The organism is Pauljensenia sp. 20925_1_34 (assembly GCF_041432775.1).
Taxonomy (GTDB): domain Bacteria; phylum Actinomycetota; class Actinomycetes; order Actinomycetales; family Actinomycetaceae; genus Pauljensenia.
Window position 1 is genome coordinate 1 of record NZ_JAPWAG010000028.1, and the last position, 18492, is coordinate 18492.

The window sequence follows — 18492 nt, forward strand, 5'->3', positions numbered from 1 at the left end:
GGCATTCCGCGAAAAAGTTCGCCCAACGCGCCTGAAAACAGCGTTTTTCTGCCGTTTTGGGCATGCGGGGCGAACTTTTTCGCGCCCGGCACGGCAACTACGCGAAATCAAAACGTTCAAGGCCATGACGACGCACTCACATTGTCCACGTGAAACCGCCGACACCAATGCTCGCCTCCCCGAGCTGACCAATGAAACCGCCATCACCATTGTGAGCCCTCAACACCCGAAAAACCGACATTTTCCCCGCGCAAAGGTGTCACCGGTTTCAAGCCAGCACTCACTCGGGCCCGCAAAGGTGTCACCGGTTTCATCGCGACGAAGCAGTGCACTAGATACAGCACCAATGCACCAGATAGCACAGCATTGCACTGGCAACTAAGCAGTGCAATGCCTACCCAAGTAGTGCAATGCCCCTGAGCAACAAGCTCGACCACAGAAGAGAGACTCCACACCGCAATTTCGCACGTAATTCGATTGAGCAAAGTTTCAACAAAGTCAGAAAACGTTGCAATTCCAACGATCTGAATTCAATGTTTGAAATAGTCGCAGGGGAATTACGTGCGAAATTGGGTCCGGTCTCAGCAATGCGGCAAGTGAGGTCTGGACGCGACACCTGTGCGGTGGCTGCGGGGCCTGGCAGGGCTATTCACAGCGACCTAGCCCCACTGGTGTGAAGGGCGCCGGAGAGCCCGGAGGGCCAGGCCGGGGGCTGGTGGACAGCGGCAGAGCCTGGCCGGGCTTCGGACGACGCGCCCAGCCATCGATCAGCCACCATGCACCACTGTTGTGGAGGGCGCCGGAGGGACCTGCCGCAGTGCCGGTGGGCGGCGGCGGGGCCTGGCCGAGCACACCAGAACCACAAGCACCACCGGTGTGGAGGGCGCCGGAGGGACCTGCCGCGGTGCCGGTGGGCGGTGGCGGGGCCTGGCCGGGCTATTCACGGCGACCTAGCCCCACTGGTGGGGAGGGCGCCGGAGGGACCGGAGGGCACGGGCGGGCTTCGAGGCGCGGCGCCGAACGAAGTGAGGCCGCCTAGCCTCGCGGGCGGCCGGGCCATCCGGCGCCCGGAACACCCGTGGGGCCACAAGCAACCAAGCAGACAACCCACGCAACGCAAACGCGCGGCAGCCCGAGAGGGCCGCCGCGCGTTCACGCAGTCAGTGGAACACTCAGCGCAGGCGAGAAGCCACCACCTCGGCGACCTGGACTGCGTTCAGGGCAGCGCCCTTGCGCAGGTTGTCGCCGGAGACGACCAGGACAAGGCCACGGTTGCCCTCGACGGCCTGGTCGTGACGGATACGGCCGACGAGGACCTCGTCGCGGCCGGCGGCCTCGAGCGGGGTCGGGACGTCGACGACGCGCACGCCGGGGGCATCGGCCAGCAGCGCACGCGCCTGGTCGGGCGTGATGTCGCCGGCGAACTCGGCGTGGATGGTGAGGGTATGGCCTGTGTAGACGGGGACGCGCACGCAGGTGCCGGACACGGCGAGGTCCGGGGTGTGCAGGATGCGGCGCGACTCGTTGCGGAGCTTCTGCTCCTCGTCGGTTTCCTCGCTTCCGTCGTCGACGATGGAGCCGGCGAGCGGCACGACGTCGAAGGCGATGGGCGCGACGTACACGCCGGGCTCGGGCAGGGTGACGGCGCGGCCGTCGAGGGCCAGGCCCGCGAGGTCCTGCTTGACGCCGACCTCGATCTGGCTGGTCAGCTCGGCGACGCCGGCACGGCCGGAGCCGGAGACGGCCTGGTAGGAGGACACGAAGAGGCGCTTGATGCCGCCGGCGGCCTCAACGAGGGGCTTGAGGACGGGCATCGCGGCCATGGTGGTGCAGTTGGGGTTCGCGATGATGCCCTTGGGGCGGTTGTCGACGTCGTCGGGGTTGACCTCGGAGACGACGAGCGGGACCTCGGGGTCCTTGCGCCACGCGGAGGAGTTGTCGACGACGACCGCGCCGGCGGCCGCGAACTTGGGGGCGTACTCGCGCGAGGCGGTGGCGCCCGCGGAGAACACGGCAATGTCGATGCCGGAGTAGTCGGCCGTCGCCACATCCTCGACGACGATGTCCTGTCCCTTCCAGGGCAGGGTCGTGCCCGCAGAGCGCGCGGACGAGAAGAATCGAATCGTCTCGACCGGGAAGTGCCGCTCCTCCAGCAGGGTGCGCATGACTCGGCCGACCTGGCCGGTGGCGCCGACGACGGCGACATTGAATCCACTCATGGTGTTCTCCTTGTGTTGGTGCGCGCGCCCATACGACGGGGCGAACGCTGGGTGAAATCTATGGGGACGAGGCCGGGGCACACTCTCGGAAGCCCCGGGAGCACCGGACCCGCACTGACAAACGGAGCCGACCCGGGCCTCGTCGATGAACGATCAGCGGCCGGTGCCGCCGTAGACGACGGCCTCGGTTTCGGAGGCGTCGAGGCCGAAGGCGGTATGGACGGCCTTCACGGCGCGGTCGAGGTCCTCGAGGCGGGTGACGACGGAGATGCGGATCTCGGAGGTGGAGATCAGGTCGATGTTGATGCCCGCGTCGGACAGGGCGGAGAAGAGGCGCGCGGAGACGCCGGGGTTGGTGCGCATGCCGACGCCGACGAGGCTGAGCTTGCCGATGTTGGGGTTGTAGCGCAGCTCGTTGAAGCCGATCTCGTCGCGGTGGGCTTCGAGGGCATCGAGGGCCTTCTGCGCGTCGCCTTCGGGCAGGGTGAAGGTGATGTTGGCCTTGGTGGGGTCGGAGATCGGCAGGTTCTGGACGATCATGTCGATGTTGGCGCCGACCTCGGCGACGACGGCGAAGACGCGGGCGGCGACGCCGGGGCTGTTCGGGACGTCGGTGACGGTGATCTTGTCCTGCGAGCGGTCGTGAGCGATGCCGGAGATGACGGGCTTTTCCATGGCGTTTTCCTCTGGGGACTTCAGGGCGGCGTCGGGCACGAGGCCCTTGAGTTCGGGGTTTGCGGGGGCGTCGGAGATCCAGGTGCCGTTCTTTTCGGAGAACGAGGAGCGCACGTGCAGGGGAACCCCGTAGCGGCGGGCGAATTCGACGGCGCGCAGGTGCAGGATTTTGGCGCCGTGCGCGGCCATTTCCAGGGTTTCTTCCTGGGTGAGGGTGCGCAGGCGGTGGGCCTTGGGGACGATGCGCGGGTCGGCGGAGAAGAGGCCGTCGACGTCCGTGTAGATTTCGCACACGTCGGCGTGGAGGGCTGCGGCGAGGGCGACGGCGGTCGTGTCGGAGCCTCCGCGGCCGAGCGTGGTCACGTCGTCGTCCTTGGAGATGCCCTGGAAGCCGGCGACGATGGCGACCTGGCCGTCCTTGACGGCGCGGGCGACACGCTCGGGGACCATGCCGATGATCTGGGCGGCGCCGAAGTGGCTGTCGGTCTTGATGCCCGCCTGGGCGCCCGTGTAGGCGCGGGCTTCGACGCCGAGTTCGTTGACGGCCATCGCCAGCAGGGCCATGGAGATGCGTTCGCCGGCGGACAGGAGGATGTCCATCTCGCGCTCGGGCGGGTTGTCCGTGAGTGCTGCGGCCGAGTCGAGGAGGTCGTCGGTCGTGTCGCCCATGGCCGATACGACGACAATGACGCGGTGTCCCGCGTTGTGCGTGTCCACGATGCGCTGGGCGACGCGCTTCATGGCCTCGGTGTCGGCGACGGAAGAACCGCCGTACTTTTGCACGATCAGTGCCACTGGACCCTCATTTCTATCGGTATATGCAGGTCTGCACGTATTCGGGCGGCACACGCCGCCGTTTCAATCCTACGGCGCTCGTGCGATCCCGCTGGGAACTTCCGGTATATGAACGGATAAACGGGGGTGACATTGAACGCGCGACTGCGAGCGGGCACACACAACGGACGAGGTCGGGGCCAGTCAGGCGGCTCGATTCCGTCTCGCGACTCTTCAGAAAGCGGCACGAGGCCGGGGTACGCCAGGCGGTACACACCCACTCGCGCTCGCTTTACGCCGCGGGCAGTGTCACGTCGATGACAGTTCCCTTTTCGCTGTCGGCCAGGCGCACCGCCCCGCCCATCGCGCGGGCGAGCGACTCGACGATCGACATGCCCAGACCCGACGAGCCGTGCCCGTCGCGGGTACGCGAGGAGTCGCCGCGCACGAAACGGTCAAACACCCGGTCGCGGATCTCGGCGGGGATGCCCGGCCCGTCGTCCGCGACGCGGATCGTCACCATCGACGAGGCCGGGGCGCCCTCCACTTTCCCCTGCCCTTTCGCGCAGCCGCGGGCGCGCACGCAAGCGGCCACGGCCTCGTCGTCGCTCCGGGTCAGCGAGACGACGACGCGGGTTCCCGCGGGCGTGTGTACGCGGGCGTTGGCGAGGAGGTTCGTGAGGATCTGGCGCAGCGCGGCCTCGTCGCCGAGAACGGGAATGTCCGCGGCGTCGCCGAGCTCCCACGCGTGGTCGGGGGCGACCACGTGCGCGTCGGACAGGGCGTCCAGTATCAGCGGGATAACGTCGATTGTGTCCCGTTTGAGCGTTCTGTTTCCGTCCAGGCGCGCCAGGGTCAGCATCTCCTCCACGAGGGACGCCATGCGCGCCCCCTCCGAGGAGATGCGCTCGAGGGCCTGGGTGCGGGAGGCCTCGTCAATGTCGCGGCGCGCGAGCTGCGCGTAGCCCTGCACGGAGGCGAGCGGCGTGCGCAGTTCATGGGAGGCGTCGGCGACGAATTGACGCAGCTTTGCTTCGCTGCGGGCGCGGCGCTCCATGCCGTCTTCGACCGCGTCGATCATCGAGTTGAGGGCACCCGCGACGTCGGCGACCTCCACGGGGCCCGAGGTCGCCTCCTCGCCGACGCGTGCCAGTTCCTCGGCATCGTCGGCCAGATCGCGGCTCGCAATGTCAGCGGCTGCTGCACGCACAACGCCGAGGGGACGCAGCTCGCGTCGCACCCACGCCCGACCGGCGAACCCGGCGGCAATCGCGACGACGAGGGACAGGCCGACCTCGACCGCGACAAGCATCAGGACCACGTCATCGACTCTGTCCATCTGCACGCCGACGAGAACGGTCTTGTCATCGACGACCTGGGAAGTCACTCGGAACGTACCCAACTCTTTAAGGTGCACAGTGTGTGGGGCGCCATCGGTGGGCACATGCGCCAGGATCTCCAACGCGGGCTCATTCAGGTAGGTCACCGAGAAGTTGGAGACAACCGCACCGGCCGCCTGCCCATCCTCACTCACGTACTGAAGGGTGCCTTCGGCGACGCCGGAACCGCCAAACCCCGGCCCCTTGGGCCCGCCGGGGACGACCGGCCCGCCGGGGCGCGGCGCCCCAGAGGGCTGTGCGGGCGGGCGGGCGGCGGCGTCGTCATCGTCGTCGCTCTCCCCGTACTCCTCGTCCTCGCCATCCTCCGGCGCGTCATCGACATCGAGGTGCTTGCTTGCCTGATCGGCGAGGCGGTGCAGCTCGGAGTCCACGTTGGCCAGCATCCACGAACGCATGACCAGCGTGGAGGCCGCCACCATGATGACGAGGGCCAGGGCGACGCACGCGGCGAGCGCACGCGACAAGCGCCCGGCCAGGGAGGGCCGACGCTTCACTGGGGCTCCCGCATGATGTAGCCGGCCCCGCGCACCGTGCGGATGAGGGCCGGGCGATCCGCGTCGATCTTCTTGCGCAGGTAGGAGATGTAGAGTTCCACGACGTTGACCTGGCCGCCGAAGTCGTAGCTCCACACGGCGTCCAGAATCTTCTGCTTCGACAGCACAATTCCAACGTTTTCCATGAGATACCGGAGCAACTCGAACTCAGTGTTCGTTAACGTGATGTCTTCCCCGCCACGGCGCACATCGTGCGACTCCAGATCGAGGGTCAGGTCGGCGACTGTGAGGACGGGCGACACACTCTGCTGGGTCCGCCCCGCGCGGCGCAGCAGCGCCTCGACGCGGGCCGCCACCTCGTCCAGATCGAAGGGCTTGGTCACGTAGTCGTCCGCTCCCGCGCGCAGGCCCTGCACGCGATCGGCGACCGCGTCGCGGGCGGTGAGGAAGAGGACGGGCAGCTCGGGGTCGCGGGCGCGCAGGCGCTCCAGCGTCTCGAGGCCGTCCATGCGCGGCATCTGCACGTCGAGGATCACGACGTCGGGGTGGAAGCTCGCGGCCTTCGCCAGCGCGTCGAGCCCGTCCTTCGCGGTGTCCGTCTCCCAGCCTTCGTGCCGGAGCGCCTGCGCGAGCAGGTCCGCCAGCATGGCCTCGTCGTCGACCACAAGCACACGAGGTGTGCCGCCGCTCGTGTAGGTCGCCATCATTGCCTCCTCATGTCTGGGGCGTTACCCCTCCGATTGTGTCACACGTACATCAGTCGGTGAAGGCGTGTCGACACGCTTGGCGGCACACATCGCACGTCAGGCCCGCTCGGGGGCCGCCCAGCCGGGTGCTATGCGCACCGACACGCGCGAGGCAGCCACGGCCTCGTCGATAAAGGCTCAGAGGCGGCGGCGCCCCTCGAGCGCGCGGCCCAGCGTCACCGAGTCCGCGTACTCCAGGTCCCCGCCCATGGGCAGGCCCATCGCCAGGCGCGAGGTTTCCACCCCCATCGTGGAGAGCATGCGCGCCAGGTAGGCGGCCGTGGCCTCGCCCTCGACGTTGGGGTTAGTCGCCAGGATGACCTCGGTGACGGTGCCGTCCGCGAGGCGGCTCATGAGCGAGGCGATGTTCAGCTGGTCGGGCCCCACGCCGTGGATCGGGTCGATGACGCCGCCGAGGACGTGGTAGCGGCCCCGGAAGACGCGCGCGCCCTCGATGGCCTGAATGTCCTTCGGTTCCTGGACCACGCAGATCGCGCTGGGGTCGCGGCGCACGTCGCGGCAGATGGAGCACTCGTCCTCTTCGGTGAGGTTGCCGCAGATGTCGCAGTGGCGCACGCGCCCGCGCACGGCGTTGATCGCGTCGACGAGGCGCGCGACATCCTCGGGCTCCGCGTCCAGGACGTGCATCGCCATGCGCTGCGCGGACTTCGGGCCGATACCCGGCAGCTGTCCGAACTGGTCGATGAGGTCAGCCAGGGCGCCGTCGTACATGTCAGTATCCTCCCTCGGTCATCTTTTCCTCGATGACGCGTCCGCCGAGGATCTCCAGGACCGCCGCCAGGCCGATCTTCTGCGAGTTTTCAATGTTTTCGTCGTCAATGCTGGCGCTATCGTCGTCGGCCGCGTGGGTGCGAGGCGCGCCCGTGTCCCGTGAACGCTGAGCCTTGTCGCGCAGGGCGGCCTCTGCGGCGGCGCGCCCCGTCACAGGCGCGTCGTTGCCCGGCTGGGCGGGGCCGGCCTCGCCAGATGTCGGCCACTCCGAGGCGGCCTGCCATTCCGGGGTCGCCGGGGCGCCCGTCGTGGACGGCGTTGCCGAGGAGCCCGAGGCGGCCGGATCGGGCGCGGCGGCAAGCCACGACGGGGTCTGCGAGGCGGGAGGCTGCTGGACCGAGGCCTGCGGCGTCCATTCCTGGGGGCCCGCGTCCCGCTGGGCGGGAGCCTGCGGCGTCCATTCCTGCGAGGCCGGGGCTGCCTCGGGTGCCGACTCGGGCTCCTCGGGCGGGGTCCACTCGGCGGCGCCGTCGTCGAAGGAGACGGACGCTCCGCCGGGGATCACGACGGGGTCGCCCCAGCCGGTCGGCGTGGTGGGCGCGTAGGCGGCGGGCTCGATGGGCGCGTCGTCAAAGACTGGGGACGAGGCCGGGGCATCGACCACGCTGTCGGCCTGCGCGGGTGCAGGTGACGGTTGGTCGGCGGGTTCCGGGTCGCCCGGGTAGGTGAAGACCGTGAAGGAGCGCTTGCGCGGCGCGGCCGGGGCCAAGGGCGCGGCGGAGCCGGCGCGCTGCTGGTCTGCGGCGGGTGCCTGGGCGGCGGCGGGCGCCTGGGCGAGGGCTCGGGCGGCCCTTTCGGGCAGGGCCGGGCGCTCCTGCTGGGCGGACATGGCGCCGGGCGCGGCGGGCTTCTGGGGCGCCGACCCGCTCTCGTACGAGGTGGGGCCGCCGTAGGTGGCGGGCGCATCCTGCCAGGGCTGTTCCTCCGCGCGCGCCGCCTCGCGGCGCAGGGGCGTCACCGTGGCCGTTGCGGGCCACGCGGATTCCTGCTGGGCGGGCGGGCGCACCGCGTCGCGGGCGGGTTGCGGCGCGCGGGCGGGTTGCGGCGCACGGGCGGGTTCGGGCCAGCCGCCGTCATCGTCCGACTCGAGGGCGCGAACGGGCTCGGGTCCTCGCACTGGCTTGGCTCCGCGCACTGGCTTGGCTCCGCGCGCAGGTTCGGGCCACCCATCGTCCTCGGGCTCGGGAGCGGGTTCGTCGTGGTATGCCGCCTGCGCGGCGGCCTCATCAAAAGGGGGCGGCTCCGAGACCCAGCCACCGGGCTGTGACTGCGCGGGGCGGCCGCTGGAATGCGATGCGGGGGCCGACGGGCCGGTCGTCGCTGATCCGCCCGAGGCCTGCCCCACCTGGGCAGACACGGTGACGGTCAGGCCGGTGACCTCACGGATGGCCTTTTCGACGTCTGCACCGCGCGGGCCGCGCGAGAAGGCGTTGACCATCGCTTCGACGGGGAAGAGCAGGACGACGGTGGAGCCGTCAACGGCTCCGAGCTGGGCGTTACCGCCGACCATCGACCACGTCACGCGGCTGATGGAGGACAGGCGTTCCACGACCTCGTTCCAGCGTCCGCGCAGCATGTCGGCCTCGCGTCCGCCGGGGGCGTGGGCAGCGGGAGCCTCGCGGCGCGCGCTCTGCTGGTTGGATGCCTCGCGGCGCGCCGGTTCGTGGCTGCGCGCGTCGGGACGTTCCCGAGACGGCCGTTGCGCGGGGGCCTCGGGACGCTCGAAGCGTTCGGGGCGGAACTGCGCGGGGGCCTCGGGACGCTCGTTCGAGGGACGGTCACTCGCGGGACGCCCGGATCGATCGCCTGCGGGCGGTTCGTCGCCCGCCCCAGCTGGGCGCTCCTGTGCCGGGCGATACGCGGGATCGGGGGTGGCCTCGGGCGAACGCGGCGCGGGGCTGGACGAGCCCCAATCGGGGCCGCTCCCCCACGCGGGCACGCCCTGCGCGGCGGGCGCGGGCGAGGACGACGCGGGCGAGGACGACGCGGGTGCCTGCCCGGAGGGGGCCGAGGCCTCGGCGCGCTCCTGCTTCTTGCGGGCCAGGGCCTCGCGGGCCTCGCGGGCGCCGAAACGGCCCGAGGACGCCTCGGGCGATGAAGCGGGGGACGCCTGGCGCGGCGCTCCCCCACCGGTCATGCCGACGGTGCCCTGCACGGGGCCGGGGGCGGGCGCGGCGGTGGGAGTCGGCACGAGGATGCGGCCGACGAGGAGCTCAAGCTGCAGGCGGGGCGAGGTCGCGCCCGTCATGGCGCGCAGGGCCTCGTCGGTCAGGTCCGCGGCGCGTGAGAGACCGTGTGGCCCCCAGTTCTGCGCCTGGCGCTGCATGCGCTCGAACTGGTCGTGCGGGGTGTCCGCCAGGACGTCGCGCGCTCCGTCGCCGGCGACCGCGATGATGAGGAGGTCGCGCAGGCGCTGGAGCAGGTCCTCGACGAAGCGGCGCGGGTCGTGGCCGGACTCGACCATGCGTTCGACGACGCGGAATGCCGCGGCGCCGTCACCACCCGCGAGGGCGTCGACGGACTGGTCGAGCAGCGCGGAGTCCGTGTACCCGAGCAGGGCGACGGCCGTCTGGTAGGTAACCTGGCCGTCGATCGCGCCGGCCATCAGCTGGTCGAGGACGGACAGGGTATCGCGCACCGAACCGCCGCCCGCGCGCATGACGAGGGTTAGGACGCCCTCGCCGACGCCGACGTGTTCCTCAGCGCACAGGGTCGTCAAATACGGGCCAAGGACGTCCGGCGGGACCAAGCGGAACGGGTAGTGGTGGGTACGCGAGCGGATCGTGCCGATGACGCGCTCGGGTTCCGTCGTCGCGAAGACGAACTTGACGTGCTCGGGCGGCTCCTCGACGAGCTTGAGCAGCGCGTTGAAGCCCTGGTTCGTGACCATGTGGGCCTCGTCGATGATGAAGATCTTGTAGCGGTCGCGCACCGGCGCGAAGGTGGCGCGCTCACGCAGGTCACGCGCATCGTCGACGCCGCCGTGCGAGGCCGCGTCGATTTCGACGACGTCGAGCGATCCGGGGCCACCGGTGGCCAGCTCACGGCACGATTCGCACTGTCCGCACGGGGTGTCCGTGGGGCCCTGTGCGCAGTTCAGGCAGCGCGCCAGGATGCGCGCCGACGTGGTCTTGCCGCATCCGCGCGGCCCCGAGAACAGGTACGCGTGCGTCACGCGATTCGCGCGCAGCGCCGCCTTGAGCGGCTCCGTCACGTGTTCCTGGCCGATCACCTGGTCAAAGGTGTCGGGGCGATACCGGCGATACAGAGCTGTGGTCACCCTCCAAGCCTAGTTGTTCCCACCCTCATCTGCGTCCCGCGCCGCGCGTTCCACACGCGCTGGAGATCCTCGTTCATTGACGAGGCCGGAGCGCAGTCATGGGGTCGAGGCGGGGTGGGGCGCGGGGTGGTGGGTATGCGGGAGGGGGCGCGGGACCGGTGTGGTCTCGCGCCCCCTCGTCACCTTGGCGGGGTTCACCCCGCTGTGGGGGTTCACTCCGCTGTGGGGTTCACCCCGCTGTGGGGTTAGGCGTCCTCACGGTCGCGGCGGCGTTTGGTTGCCAGTGCGAGGATGCCTGCTGCGGCTGCCAGGGTTGCCATGCCTGCGATGATGGTGGCGTCGGTGCCGGTGCGGGCCAGGGCGGGGGCCCTGTTGACCAGTACCTTGTGTGCCTGGCTGGGGGTAGGTGCCGGGATGAGGGTCAGCGGGAAGTCCACATCCAGGTTCTCCTCGCCTTCACCGACCGTGACCGTCATCGAGGTCGTCGCCGCCGCATAGCCGTCGGGAACCTCGATGGTCACGGTGTAGGTACCCGGGATCAGGCCGGTGAACCGGTAGTTGCCGTTAGCGTCGGTGGTGGTACGAGCCACCTCGGCGCCGTTGGCGTCGGTGAGGATCACGGTCACGTTCGCGATGCCGGGCTCGCCGTCGTCACTGCCGTTAGCGTTCTTGTCGTCCCACACCCGATCACCAATCGTGGCGGGAGCAACCATGCCAAAGTCCACGCCCTGCACCGACGCATCAGAGATGGTGACCGCAGCCTGGGTGGCGCCCCGGCCCGTGTAGGCCTGGGTGGGCAGCAGACCCGCCAGATCACCCTTATCGGGATCAACGATCACCACGCGGTAGGCCCCCGGCGCCAGACCCACAAACTGGTAGGCACCATTCTCATCGGTCACCACAGTCATGGGCTTCCCCTCGGCGCCCTGCACCGGGGTGCCGTCCTCGCTCACGAGCGCGACCGTGACGCCCTTGAAGCGCTGCTCATCATCGCCCTTGGAGTAGGACGCGTCCGAGTCACGGTAAATCGTGCCACCCAGGTTGAACCCGCCCTTGAACGAGGCCGAGGACTCGTTGTTGGTCGGATCATCGCCCACCTGATCCTGGTGAGTAATACGAGCAACGTTGGTCACCAGCGTGCCAGCGCCCTCACCGGTGATATCCACCGTGATCGCAATCGTCTTAACATCACCCTTGGCCAGGGGCGCATCAGACAGATCCCACACGCCCGTCGCCGAGTCGTAGGAGCCATCACCCTGCGCGGACACGAACGCAACACCAGCAGGAAGCTGATCGCTAGCCGTCACGCCCGTCGCCACTCCCGGACCGTTATTGGTCAGCGTCAGCGTGTAGGTCACGCGCTGACCCGGAGTGAACTCAAAGGACTCCTGAGCCGCCTCATCCGGATCAGTGATCGCCTTCTTGATCGCGGTATCAGCCGAAACACCAAAACCCCAATCCTGATCAAGATTCTGATTCTTCTCACCCGACAGCGTCAGGTCAGCCGTGAGCTTCATGGCCGTTGCGAAGGCGGTGGAATCAGCCTTGGTTGCATCACTGATCACGGTCTTGTTCTCAACATCTCCAGCAGGGGAGTGGGTGAGAACGTCGAGCAGCGGTTCGGCGGTCTGGAGAGTCTCAGGATCGATACTCACCTTGTAGTCGCCGGGCAGCAGGTTCTCGAACTTGTACGTGCCATCCGCATCAGTCGTGGTCTCATACGTGCGGGTGATACCCCCCGGACCCGTCCACGTGAGCGTGACCTTCACACCGGGCAGTACCTTGTCTCCGGCGTCGGGGGCGCCCCCACCGTTCTGGTTGACATCCACGAACAGCTGATCACCAATCACACCAGTACCAACGGCACCGAAGTCAATCGTGTCATCCGTCTGTCCCTGAGCCACGGTGACCGAGGCCGTAGCTCCGTTGGAGTCGGCAGCGCGGTCGTCTCCAGCCTCCGAGGTCGTTGCCTCAAAGCCAGCGGGCGCCTGGAAGGACACCTTGTAGCCGCCGGGCAGCAGGTTCTCGAACACGTACTTGCCATTCGCGTCCGTGGTGACGGCGGCAACCGGGTTACCCGACGCATCGGTCACGGCGGAGCCGTCCTCGTAGGTCAGGGTCACCGTCACGCCCGGCAGAGCGGGCTCGTCGGCGTCCTGAATGCCATCGCGGTTGACGTCCATCCACACCTTGTCACCGACAGAGGCGGGCTTGACAAACCCGAAGTTCACGTCAATGACCGACCCCGTCGCCTCAGCGATGGTCACATCCGCGGTCGTCTTGTACCGGCCCGTGTAGGCCTCGGTGGGCTTAGTGCCCTCAAGCGGACCAGAGGTCGGATCAACGACGCTGACCGAGTACTCGCCCAACGGCAGACCCACGAAGGAGTACTTACCCTCGGCGTCCGTCACAGCCGTGACCGGGTTGCCGTCCTTGTCCAGGACGGGGGTGCCGTCCCTCTTCAGGAGCGCAACCGTGACACCCGCGTACGGGCTCTCACCGTTATCGGAGCTAAACGAGGCATTGGCATCGTTGTACAGCTTGCCAGCAATCGTGTAACCAGCAGTCAACGGCACCGACGACGAATTATCCGGCGTCTTATCACCAATCTGATCCTGCTTCTCGATCGTGGCTGTGTTGGTGACGACCGAACCAGCAGCAGAAGCATCAACAGTGACAGTGATGCGCAGCGTGCGCGACGCGTCCTTCTCGATCACCTCAGTACTCAGGTCCCACCTGCCGGAGGCGGCATCGTAGGTACCATCGCCCTGTGCGGACACGAAGGTCACGCCCGACGGCAACTTATCCTGCGCAACCACGCCAGTAGCCGGGCTCGGGCCCTCGTTCGTGAGCGTCAGCGTGTAGGTAACGGACGTACCAGGGGTGAAGCCACCCGCCGGAACCTCGGCCGGGTCCGCGATCGCCTTCACGATCGCCGTATTAGCCACGCCGGTGAACGCCCAATCCTGGTCATTGTTCGACATCGCACCGGGGTTCAGCGTCACCTTGGAGGTAAGGGAGAGCTCCTGGCCCTCCGCAGCCGTCAAGTCACCCGACGGGGCGTGGGTCTGAGCAGTGCACTCAGGGCACACGGTAGCCAGAGAAGCCTTGTCAACAGTCACCACGTAATCGCCGGGAGCCAAATCCTTAAACGAGTAGTGTCCGTCGGCATCCGTCACCGTCGAAAGCGTCTTCTCCACACCCGCAGGCGTCGTGTAGGTCAGCGTCACAGTCACGCCAGCCAACGGCTTGTCCGGGCCCGAAGGCGCGGAACCACCGTTGTTGTCGACGTCCCAGAACAACGTGTCACCAATCGTGCCATCGGCGACGAGGCCGAAGTCGACGGTCTCGTCGTTCTGGCCCTGGGTGAGCGTGACGGAGCTGTCGGCGCCGTTGGAGTCCTTTTCGCCATCCGCAGCCGCGTAGCTCGTGGTCGCGGAGTAACCTGCGGGAGCCGTGAAGATAACCTTGTAGTTCTCCTCGCCCGCGTTCGCGACGATCCGATCAACGTTCGGCATCAGGTTCGTGAACTCGTACTTACCGTTGGCATCCGTGGTCACAGGCTTGACGGGGTTGCCGTCCAGGTCGATGACCGGGTTGCCGGCACCGTCCGTCAGAGTGACGGTGACGCCGGCGACGCCGACCTCGTCCGCGTCCTGGATGCCGTCCTTGTTCGCGTCGAACCACACGAAGTTACCCACCGAGGCGGGCTTCACGAACGCAAAGTCGACCTTCGTGGCGTTGGGCGCGGCACTCGTCAGGGCGATCGGGTCCGGCGTCACGAGCTTGCCCTTGCCGGCCTCACTGCGCTTGGTCGACGAGCCGTAGCCGTAGGTCTGCTTGTAATCGGCCAGGTTTACGTCGGCGCCGTCAACCTTCGCCTCGCCAGCAACGACCTCGACCTTGTACGAGCCCAGCGGCAGACGGGTAAAGGTGTAGTTGCCGTTCGCGTCGGTCGTGGCGGTGATGTCCGCGCCGGACGCGTCCTTCACCGGGTTGCCGTCCACATCCAGCAGACGAACCGTCACGCCTTCGAAGGGACTATCGAGGGTGGGCGAATCGTTGAACCAGGTTGCGTCCTTGTCGTTGTAGATGGTGCCCGAAATGGTGCCACCCACCTTGAAGGACGCGCTGTCCTTGTTGTTGTCCTTGTTGGAGTCGATCTGATCGAACTCACCCAGCGTCGCCGTGTTCGTGATAGTCGAACCCTCGGTGCCGGGCTCGACCTTCACGAGGACGTACAGCGTCTCGGTACCACCGACGTAGAGGTTGGTGTTGAGAACGCCAGACTCCATGGCTTGCCAGTCCGTGTCGAGGACCTCAAAGCCGGAATCTGCCTTCACGGTGCCAGTGCACGGGTTCGTTGCACCGTCCTGGCAGATGCGCGTCTCGGAGGAGACGAATTCGACGCCTGCCGGAAGCACTTCCTTGACGGTCATGCCCGAAGCAACAGCCGGACCCTTGTTGTTCAGGGTGATGCGGTAGAGCATGTAGTCGCCCGGCATGATCGGTTCCGTCGACTGGAGGGTCTCGGGAATACCGTTGGCGTCGCGAACCGGCTCGTCGCCGTTCATCTTGACGCGGGACACGGTCTTGGCGACCTCGACGTCGGTGGAGACGTTGATGCCGACCTTGGGGGCCTCGTTCGGCAGGAGGTAGGACACCTTGCCGTTCAGCATGGAACCACCGGACATGGCGACGGAGTTCCAGGCGATCAGGTTGGCGTTGACCGGAGAGGTCATGGTCGCGATGAACTGGATCTTCTCGCCCACCTCGATGTCGCGGTTCATCACCAGGCGGAAGCCCGTGATCGTCGTCAGGTCGGCGGGAGCGGGGCCCCAGGCATTCTGCGTGCAGCCCACGGGGGCGTCATTCATCGAGCCACCCGCGGAGAGGACCTCGCCTCGGCAGGGGTTGGGAACCGTGGAGTACTGGATCGTGATGTCCGAGGCCGGAACCGGCGTGACCTCGGGATCGCGACCCGGCTTCTCCTTCACCGACTGGAAGGCCCAGGTGGTGGAGTTCAGGTTCGGCTTCCAGTGCGAGCCGCGAGCCTGGCCAGCGGCGGGACCAACACCCACGTCACCCTTGTAGGGCAGGATGTCGTAGGCCACGACGTTCGTCAGCGGGGTGTTGCCGGCGTTGGAGATCGTGAAACGGTAGGCGCCGTCCGCACCCGGGTCGATCTCGGCGATCTCGCCAGCGGGGACGAAGTCGGCGTTCTTGTTGCCCTTGACTTCCTTCGCAATGTTCATCGACGGGGTGGTCGCGACGTTGAAGTTCGTCGCCGCGTTACACACGTAGTCGGTCATCGAGCCGTTCTTGTTCACGTCGAAGGTGTCGACCGCGCGGCTACCGATGCAGTAGTTCGTGTTGCGCAGGCTCTTGTCCTCGTTCGTGGCCTTCGCGCCGTCGCCGGGCATGAACGCCATGGCGTCGTTCGTGTTCTTACCGGCAGCAGCGGTCGCAAGCACGTTCACGTTGAAGGTCGAGTAGAGGCTGCCCTCGACCGGGTCGGGCACCTTCCAGCGGATCAGAGTGCGGCCCGTTCCGTTGAAGTCCTTCTCGACCTCGACCGTGACCTTGCTCAGGTCGTAGGGCGTGCCGTCGGGGTTCTTCAGCGTCGAGCGCTTCTCGGGGACGATCGCCGAGGCGTCGTCCACGTCAAAGCCCTCGGGCAGCAGGTCAACAATGGTGAACGGAGTGGGGGCGCCACCGTCGGCCTTCGTCTTGGCGGTGCCGTTGATGAAGAAGGTGGCGGGCTTGCCAACGACCACGGGGTTGGTGCGAACGGACTTGTAGGCCTGGACGCTCGGGAACTCGTCGCGCACGCGCATCCACGAGCACATGTCCTCGTTGGAGGCGACGACGTTGCCACTGTCCTTGTCGGTCACCGTGCCGCTCGCGCAGTTCTGGAAGCGCACGTAGTCCGGGGAGGCCTCGTAGTTGTAGTACCTCTCGGGCGGGAACACAGGGTTGTAGTGCGACGCGAAGTCCGCGGGCTCCTTGTTCGGGAAGTTCGTGGGGATTGTGCCGTGCAGCCACGCCTGGGGGTTCGTCTGGGGGGCGGCGTCCGTGTCGATCGTGAAGCGGGTGATCCACTCCCCCTCGGGCAGGGTCAGTCCGGTCGTCTTCGTGTAGTTGACGGTCTCGTGATTGCCCTTGTTGGTCCAGTATTCGAGGGTCCATCCGCCATTGTCCTCGTATCCAGACTTGCTGAAGACGGTGAAGCGGTAGGGGCCGACCATGGTCGGCTGGTCGCAGGAGTCGCCGGCGGCCTTGGCGTCCTGGGTGGACCAGGTGCAGGGAAGCGTGTCTTCCCAGCGGAAGTGCAGGACGGTGTTACCAGAGTTCGTGCCGCCGAAGCGCCACTGGGCGAGGTTGCCGCGCGTCTGGTACGCCCAGTCGTTACCGGCCTTCGTGATCCTGCCGCCCGGCTTGCGCACGGAGAAGCCGTGCGTGATCTCGGAGCTCTTCGAGACGATGGTCGCCGGGTCGTTCATGACCTCGGCGGAGATGGTCGCCTTGTTGGTGACCGTGTCCGAGGTCGTCACCGCGCCCTCGGGGTACTTCACGGTGATGGTCGACTCGAGCGGGTTCTGCCAGAACCACTTGTCGTAGGACCAGGTCACGGTGTGGGTCGCCGCGTCGTAGACGCCGCCGTCGGAGGCAGACACGAAAACCGCCTGGGCGGGCAGCGGGTCCACAACCTTGATGTTCTGGACGCCCACGAAGCCGAGGCCATTGAGGCTGTCGCCTTTCCTGGAGGAGCCGTTCCAGCGGATGCCGACCTTGTTGGGGTTGGTCTGGTCGATCTGCTGGTAGCCGTAGCGGAGCCTGTAGGTCGTCTCGCCGCCGGCCGCGGGATAGTTGGAGGGATTCGTGGGGCCGCTCTTCTCGATGGCGACGTCGGTGGTGGCCGTCCACGTGGTGGTGAGCGCCTGCTCGACCGTCTGGGCGTTCGCCGCCCGGAAGGTCACCGTCTGGTTCGTCGTGGAGTTATTCGGCGCGTCATAGTAGTCGTAGTGCCAGGTGACCTGGATTCGGTCGGACGTGCCGGCGGGCAGCGGGTCTTTCATCTTGAAGATGTAGCGCTGCACGCGGGTGCCGTCCGGGGTCTTTTCCGTCGAGTTCGTCGTCTTGGTGACGCTGTCGCCGGTGACGGGGACGACCGTGTAGCCGCGCTCGGCGAGCTTGAGGCCGGCCGGCGTGATGGGGCCGGGCAGCGTGAGCTCAATTTCGGCGCCTTTACAGGGGGTGGTGACCGAGGAGCAGGAGAAGTTGATCGTCGTGATCTGATCGTCGTGGGTGCGCAGGGTCGGTTCATCGTTGACGACGTTCAGAGCCAGGGTCGCCTGGTCGTCCGCGACTGCGCGGGCGCGCCGCGTGCGGGGCTGATCCTCGGGGGCGACCTCGGCGGCGGGAGCCTCGGCGCCAGCTTCCGCGGCGGGGGCTTCAACCCCGGCCTCGGCGGCGGGCGCGGCGGCCACCTCAGTATCGGACGAGGCCGTGGTAGCTTCCTGGGAGGACGCTACGTCAGGCGATTGCGCGCTTTCGTCTGCAGCGCTGGCTCGCATGGCGAGGGGTGTCAGCGACGTGACGAGAAGCGAGAGAGCAGCCAGACTGGCAGCACCCGCAACGCCCACACGGGCGCGGAACGGACGCAGTCGAGACATCGACTTCTCCTTCTTTCGACAGAATATGGACAGGACTTGTGTCCCAGCCTAGTGAAAGATGAGATAGTTCCACTATGTCTGACAGTTATCGCCTCAACCACAACTACACCGTTGTATTTCGTTGAGATTCCGGGCATTACGGCAATATAACAACTTCTCTGAACTCTTGGTCAGCGCCGAAAAACGCCAGCCCGCACCTATTTATCAAATAATCATGGAAACGTCGGCCACCGAGCGCGCAAATAATGACCACTAGTGCCGAAACCGGAGGGACAATCCACCACGATTTGAGTGTTACAACTCACATGCGGGGATGTTGTCGGCTGAGCACACGACGTCGCCCCTCTATCGATGCCCTTGACCGATCGTTGGGTTGATTATCTGCGGGCGCACCCAGACGGCGCGAGGGGCGCGCGCCCCCGCCCCGGCCTCGTCC

The 18492-nt window shown here is 67.2% G+C and carries 8 protein-coding genes; 1 reads left to right on the plus strand and 7 read right to left on the minus strand.

The genetic code is table 11. The annotated features are described in order from the left end of the window. On the plus strand, window positions 1–382 hold a 382-nt coding region (locus O3669_RS09125), incomplete at its 5' end, for a hypothetical protein (protein ID WP_371524454.1). Between the two features lie 790 nt (window positions 383–1172). Here O3669_RS09125 and O3669_RS09130 read toward each other — a convergent pair. The 7 genes from O3669_RS09130 to O3669_RS09160 all read right to left on the minus strand — a co-directional run bounded on the left by O3669_RS09130 (window position 1173) and on the right by O3669_RS09160 (window position 18056). Continuing rightward, complete coding sequence (locus tag O3669_RS09130; RefSeq protein WP_371524455.1) at window positions 1173–2219, minus strand: aspartate-semialdehyde dehydrogenase; 1047 nt, start codon at window positions 2217–2219, stop codon at window positions 1173–1175. Window positions 2220–2372: 153 nt separating this feature from the next. Next, window positions 2373–3689, minus strand: coding sequence for an aspartate kinase (locus O3669_RS09135; RefSeq protein ID WP_371524456.1), 1317 nt, complete (start codon window positions 3687–3689; stop codon window positions 2373–2375). A gap of 271 nt (window positions 3690–3960) precedes the next feature. Further along, window positions 3961–5562 carry a sensor histidine kinase gene (locus O3669_RS09140; RefSeq protein ID WP_371524457.1) on the minus strand — a complete coding sequence of 534 codons (1602 nt, stop codon included), beginning with the start codon at window positions 5560–5562 and terminating at the stop codon, window positions 3961–3963. Then, the gene (locus O3669_RS09145; RefSeq protein WP_371524458.1) at window positions 5559–6269 is read right to left on the minus strand and encodes a response regulator transcription factor; all 711 of its coding nucleotides are present in this window, start codon (window positions 6267–6269) and stop codon (window positions 5559–5561) included. Before O3669_RS09145 ends, O3669_RS09140 begins: the two co-directional genes overlap by 4 nt. A 177-nt stretch (window positions 6270–6446) precedes the next feature. Next, complete coding sequence (gene recR / locus O3669_RS09150) at window positions 6447–7040, minus strand: recombination mediator RecR (RefSeq protein ID WP_007588661.1); 594 nt, start codon at window positions 7038–7040, stop codon at window positions 6447–6449. 1 nt (window position 7041) lies between these two features. After that, window positions 7042–10380, minus strand: coding sequence for a DNA polymerase III subunit gamma and tau (locus O3669_RS09155; RefSeq protein ID WP_371524459.1), 3339 nt, complete (start codon window positions 10378–10380; stop codon window positions 7042–7044). Window positions 10381–10625: 245 nt separating this feature from the next. Then, window positions 10626–18056, minus strand: a complete 7431-nt coding sequence (locus tag O3669_RS09160; RefSeq protein WP_371524460.1) for an SdrD B-like domain-containing protein — start codon at window positions 18054–18056, stop codon at window positions 10626–10628. Between the last annotated feature and the right edge of the window lie 436 nt (window positions 18057–18492).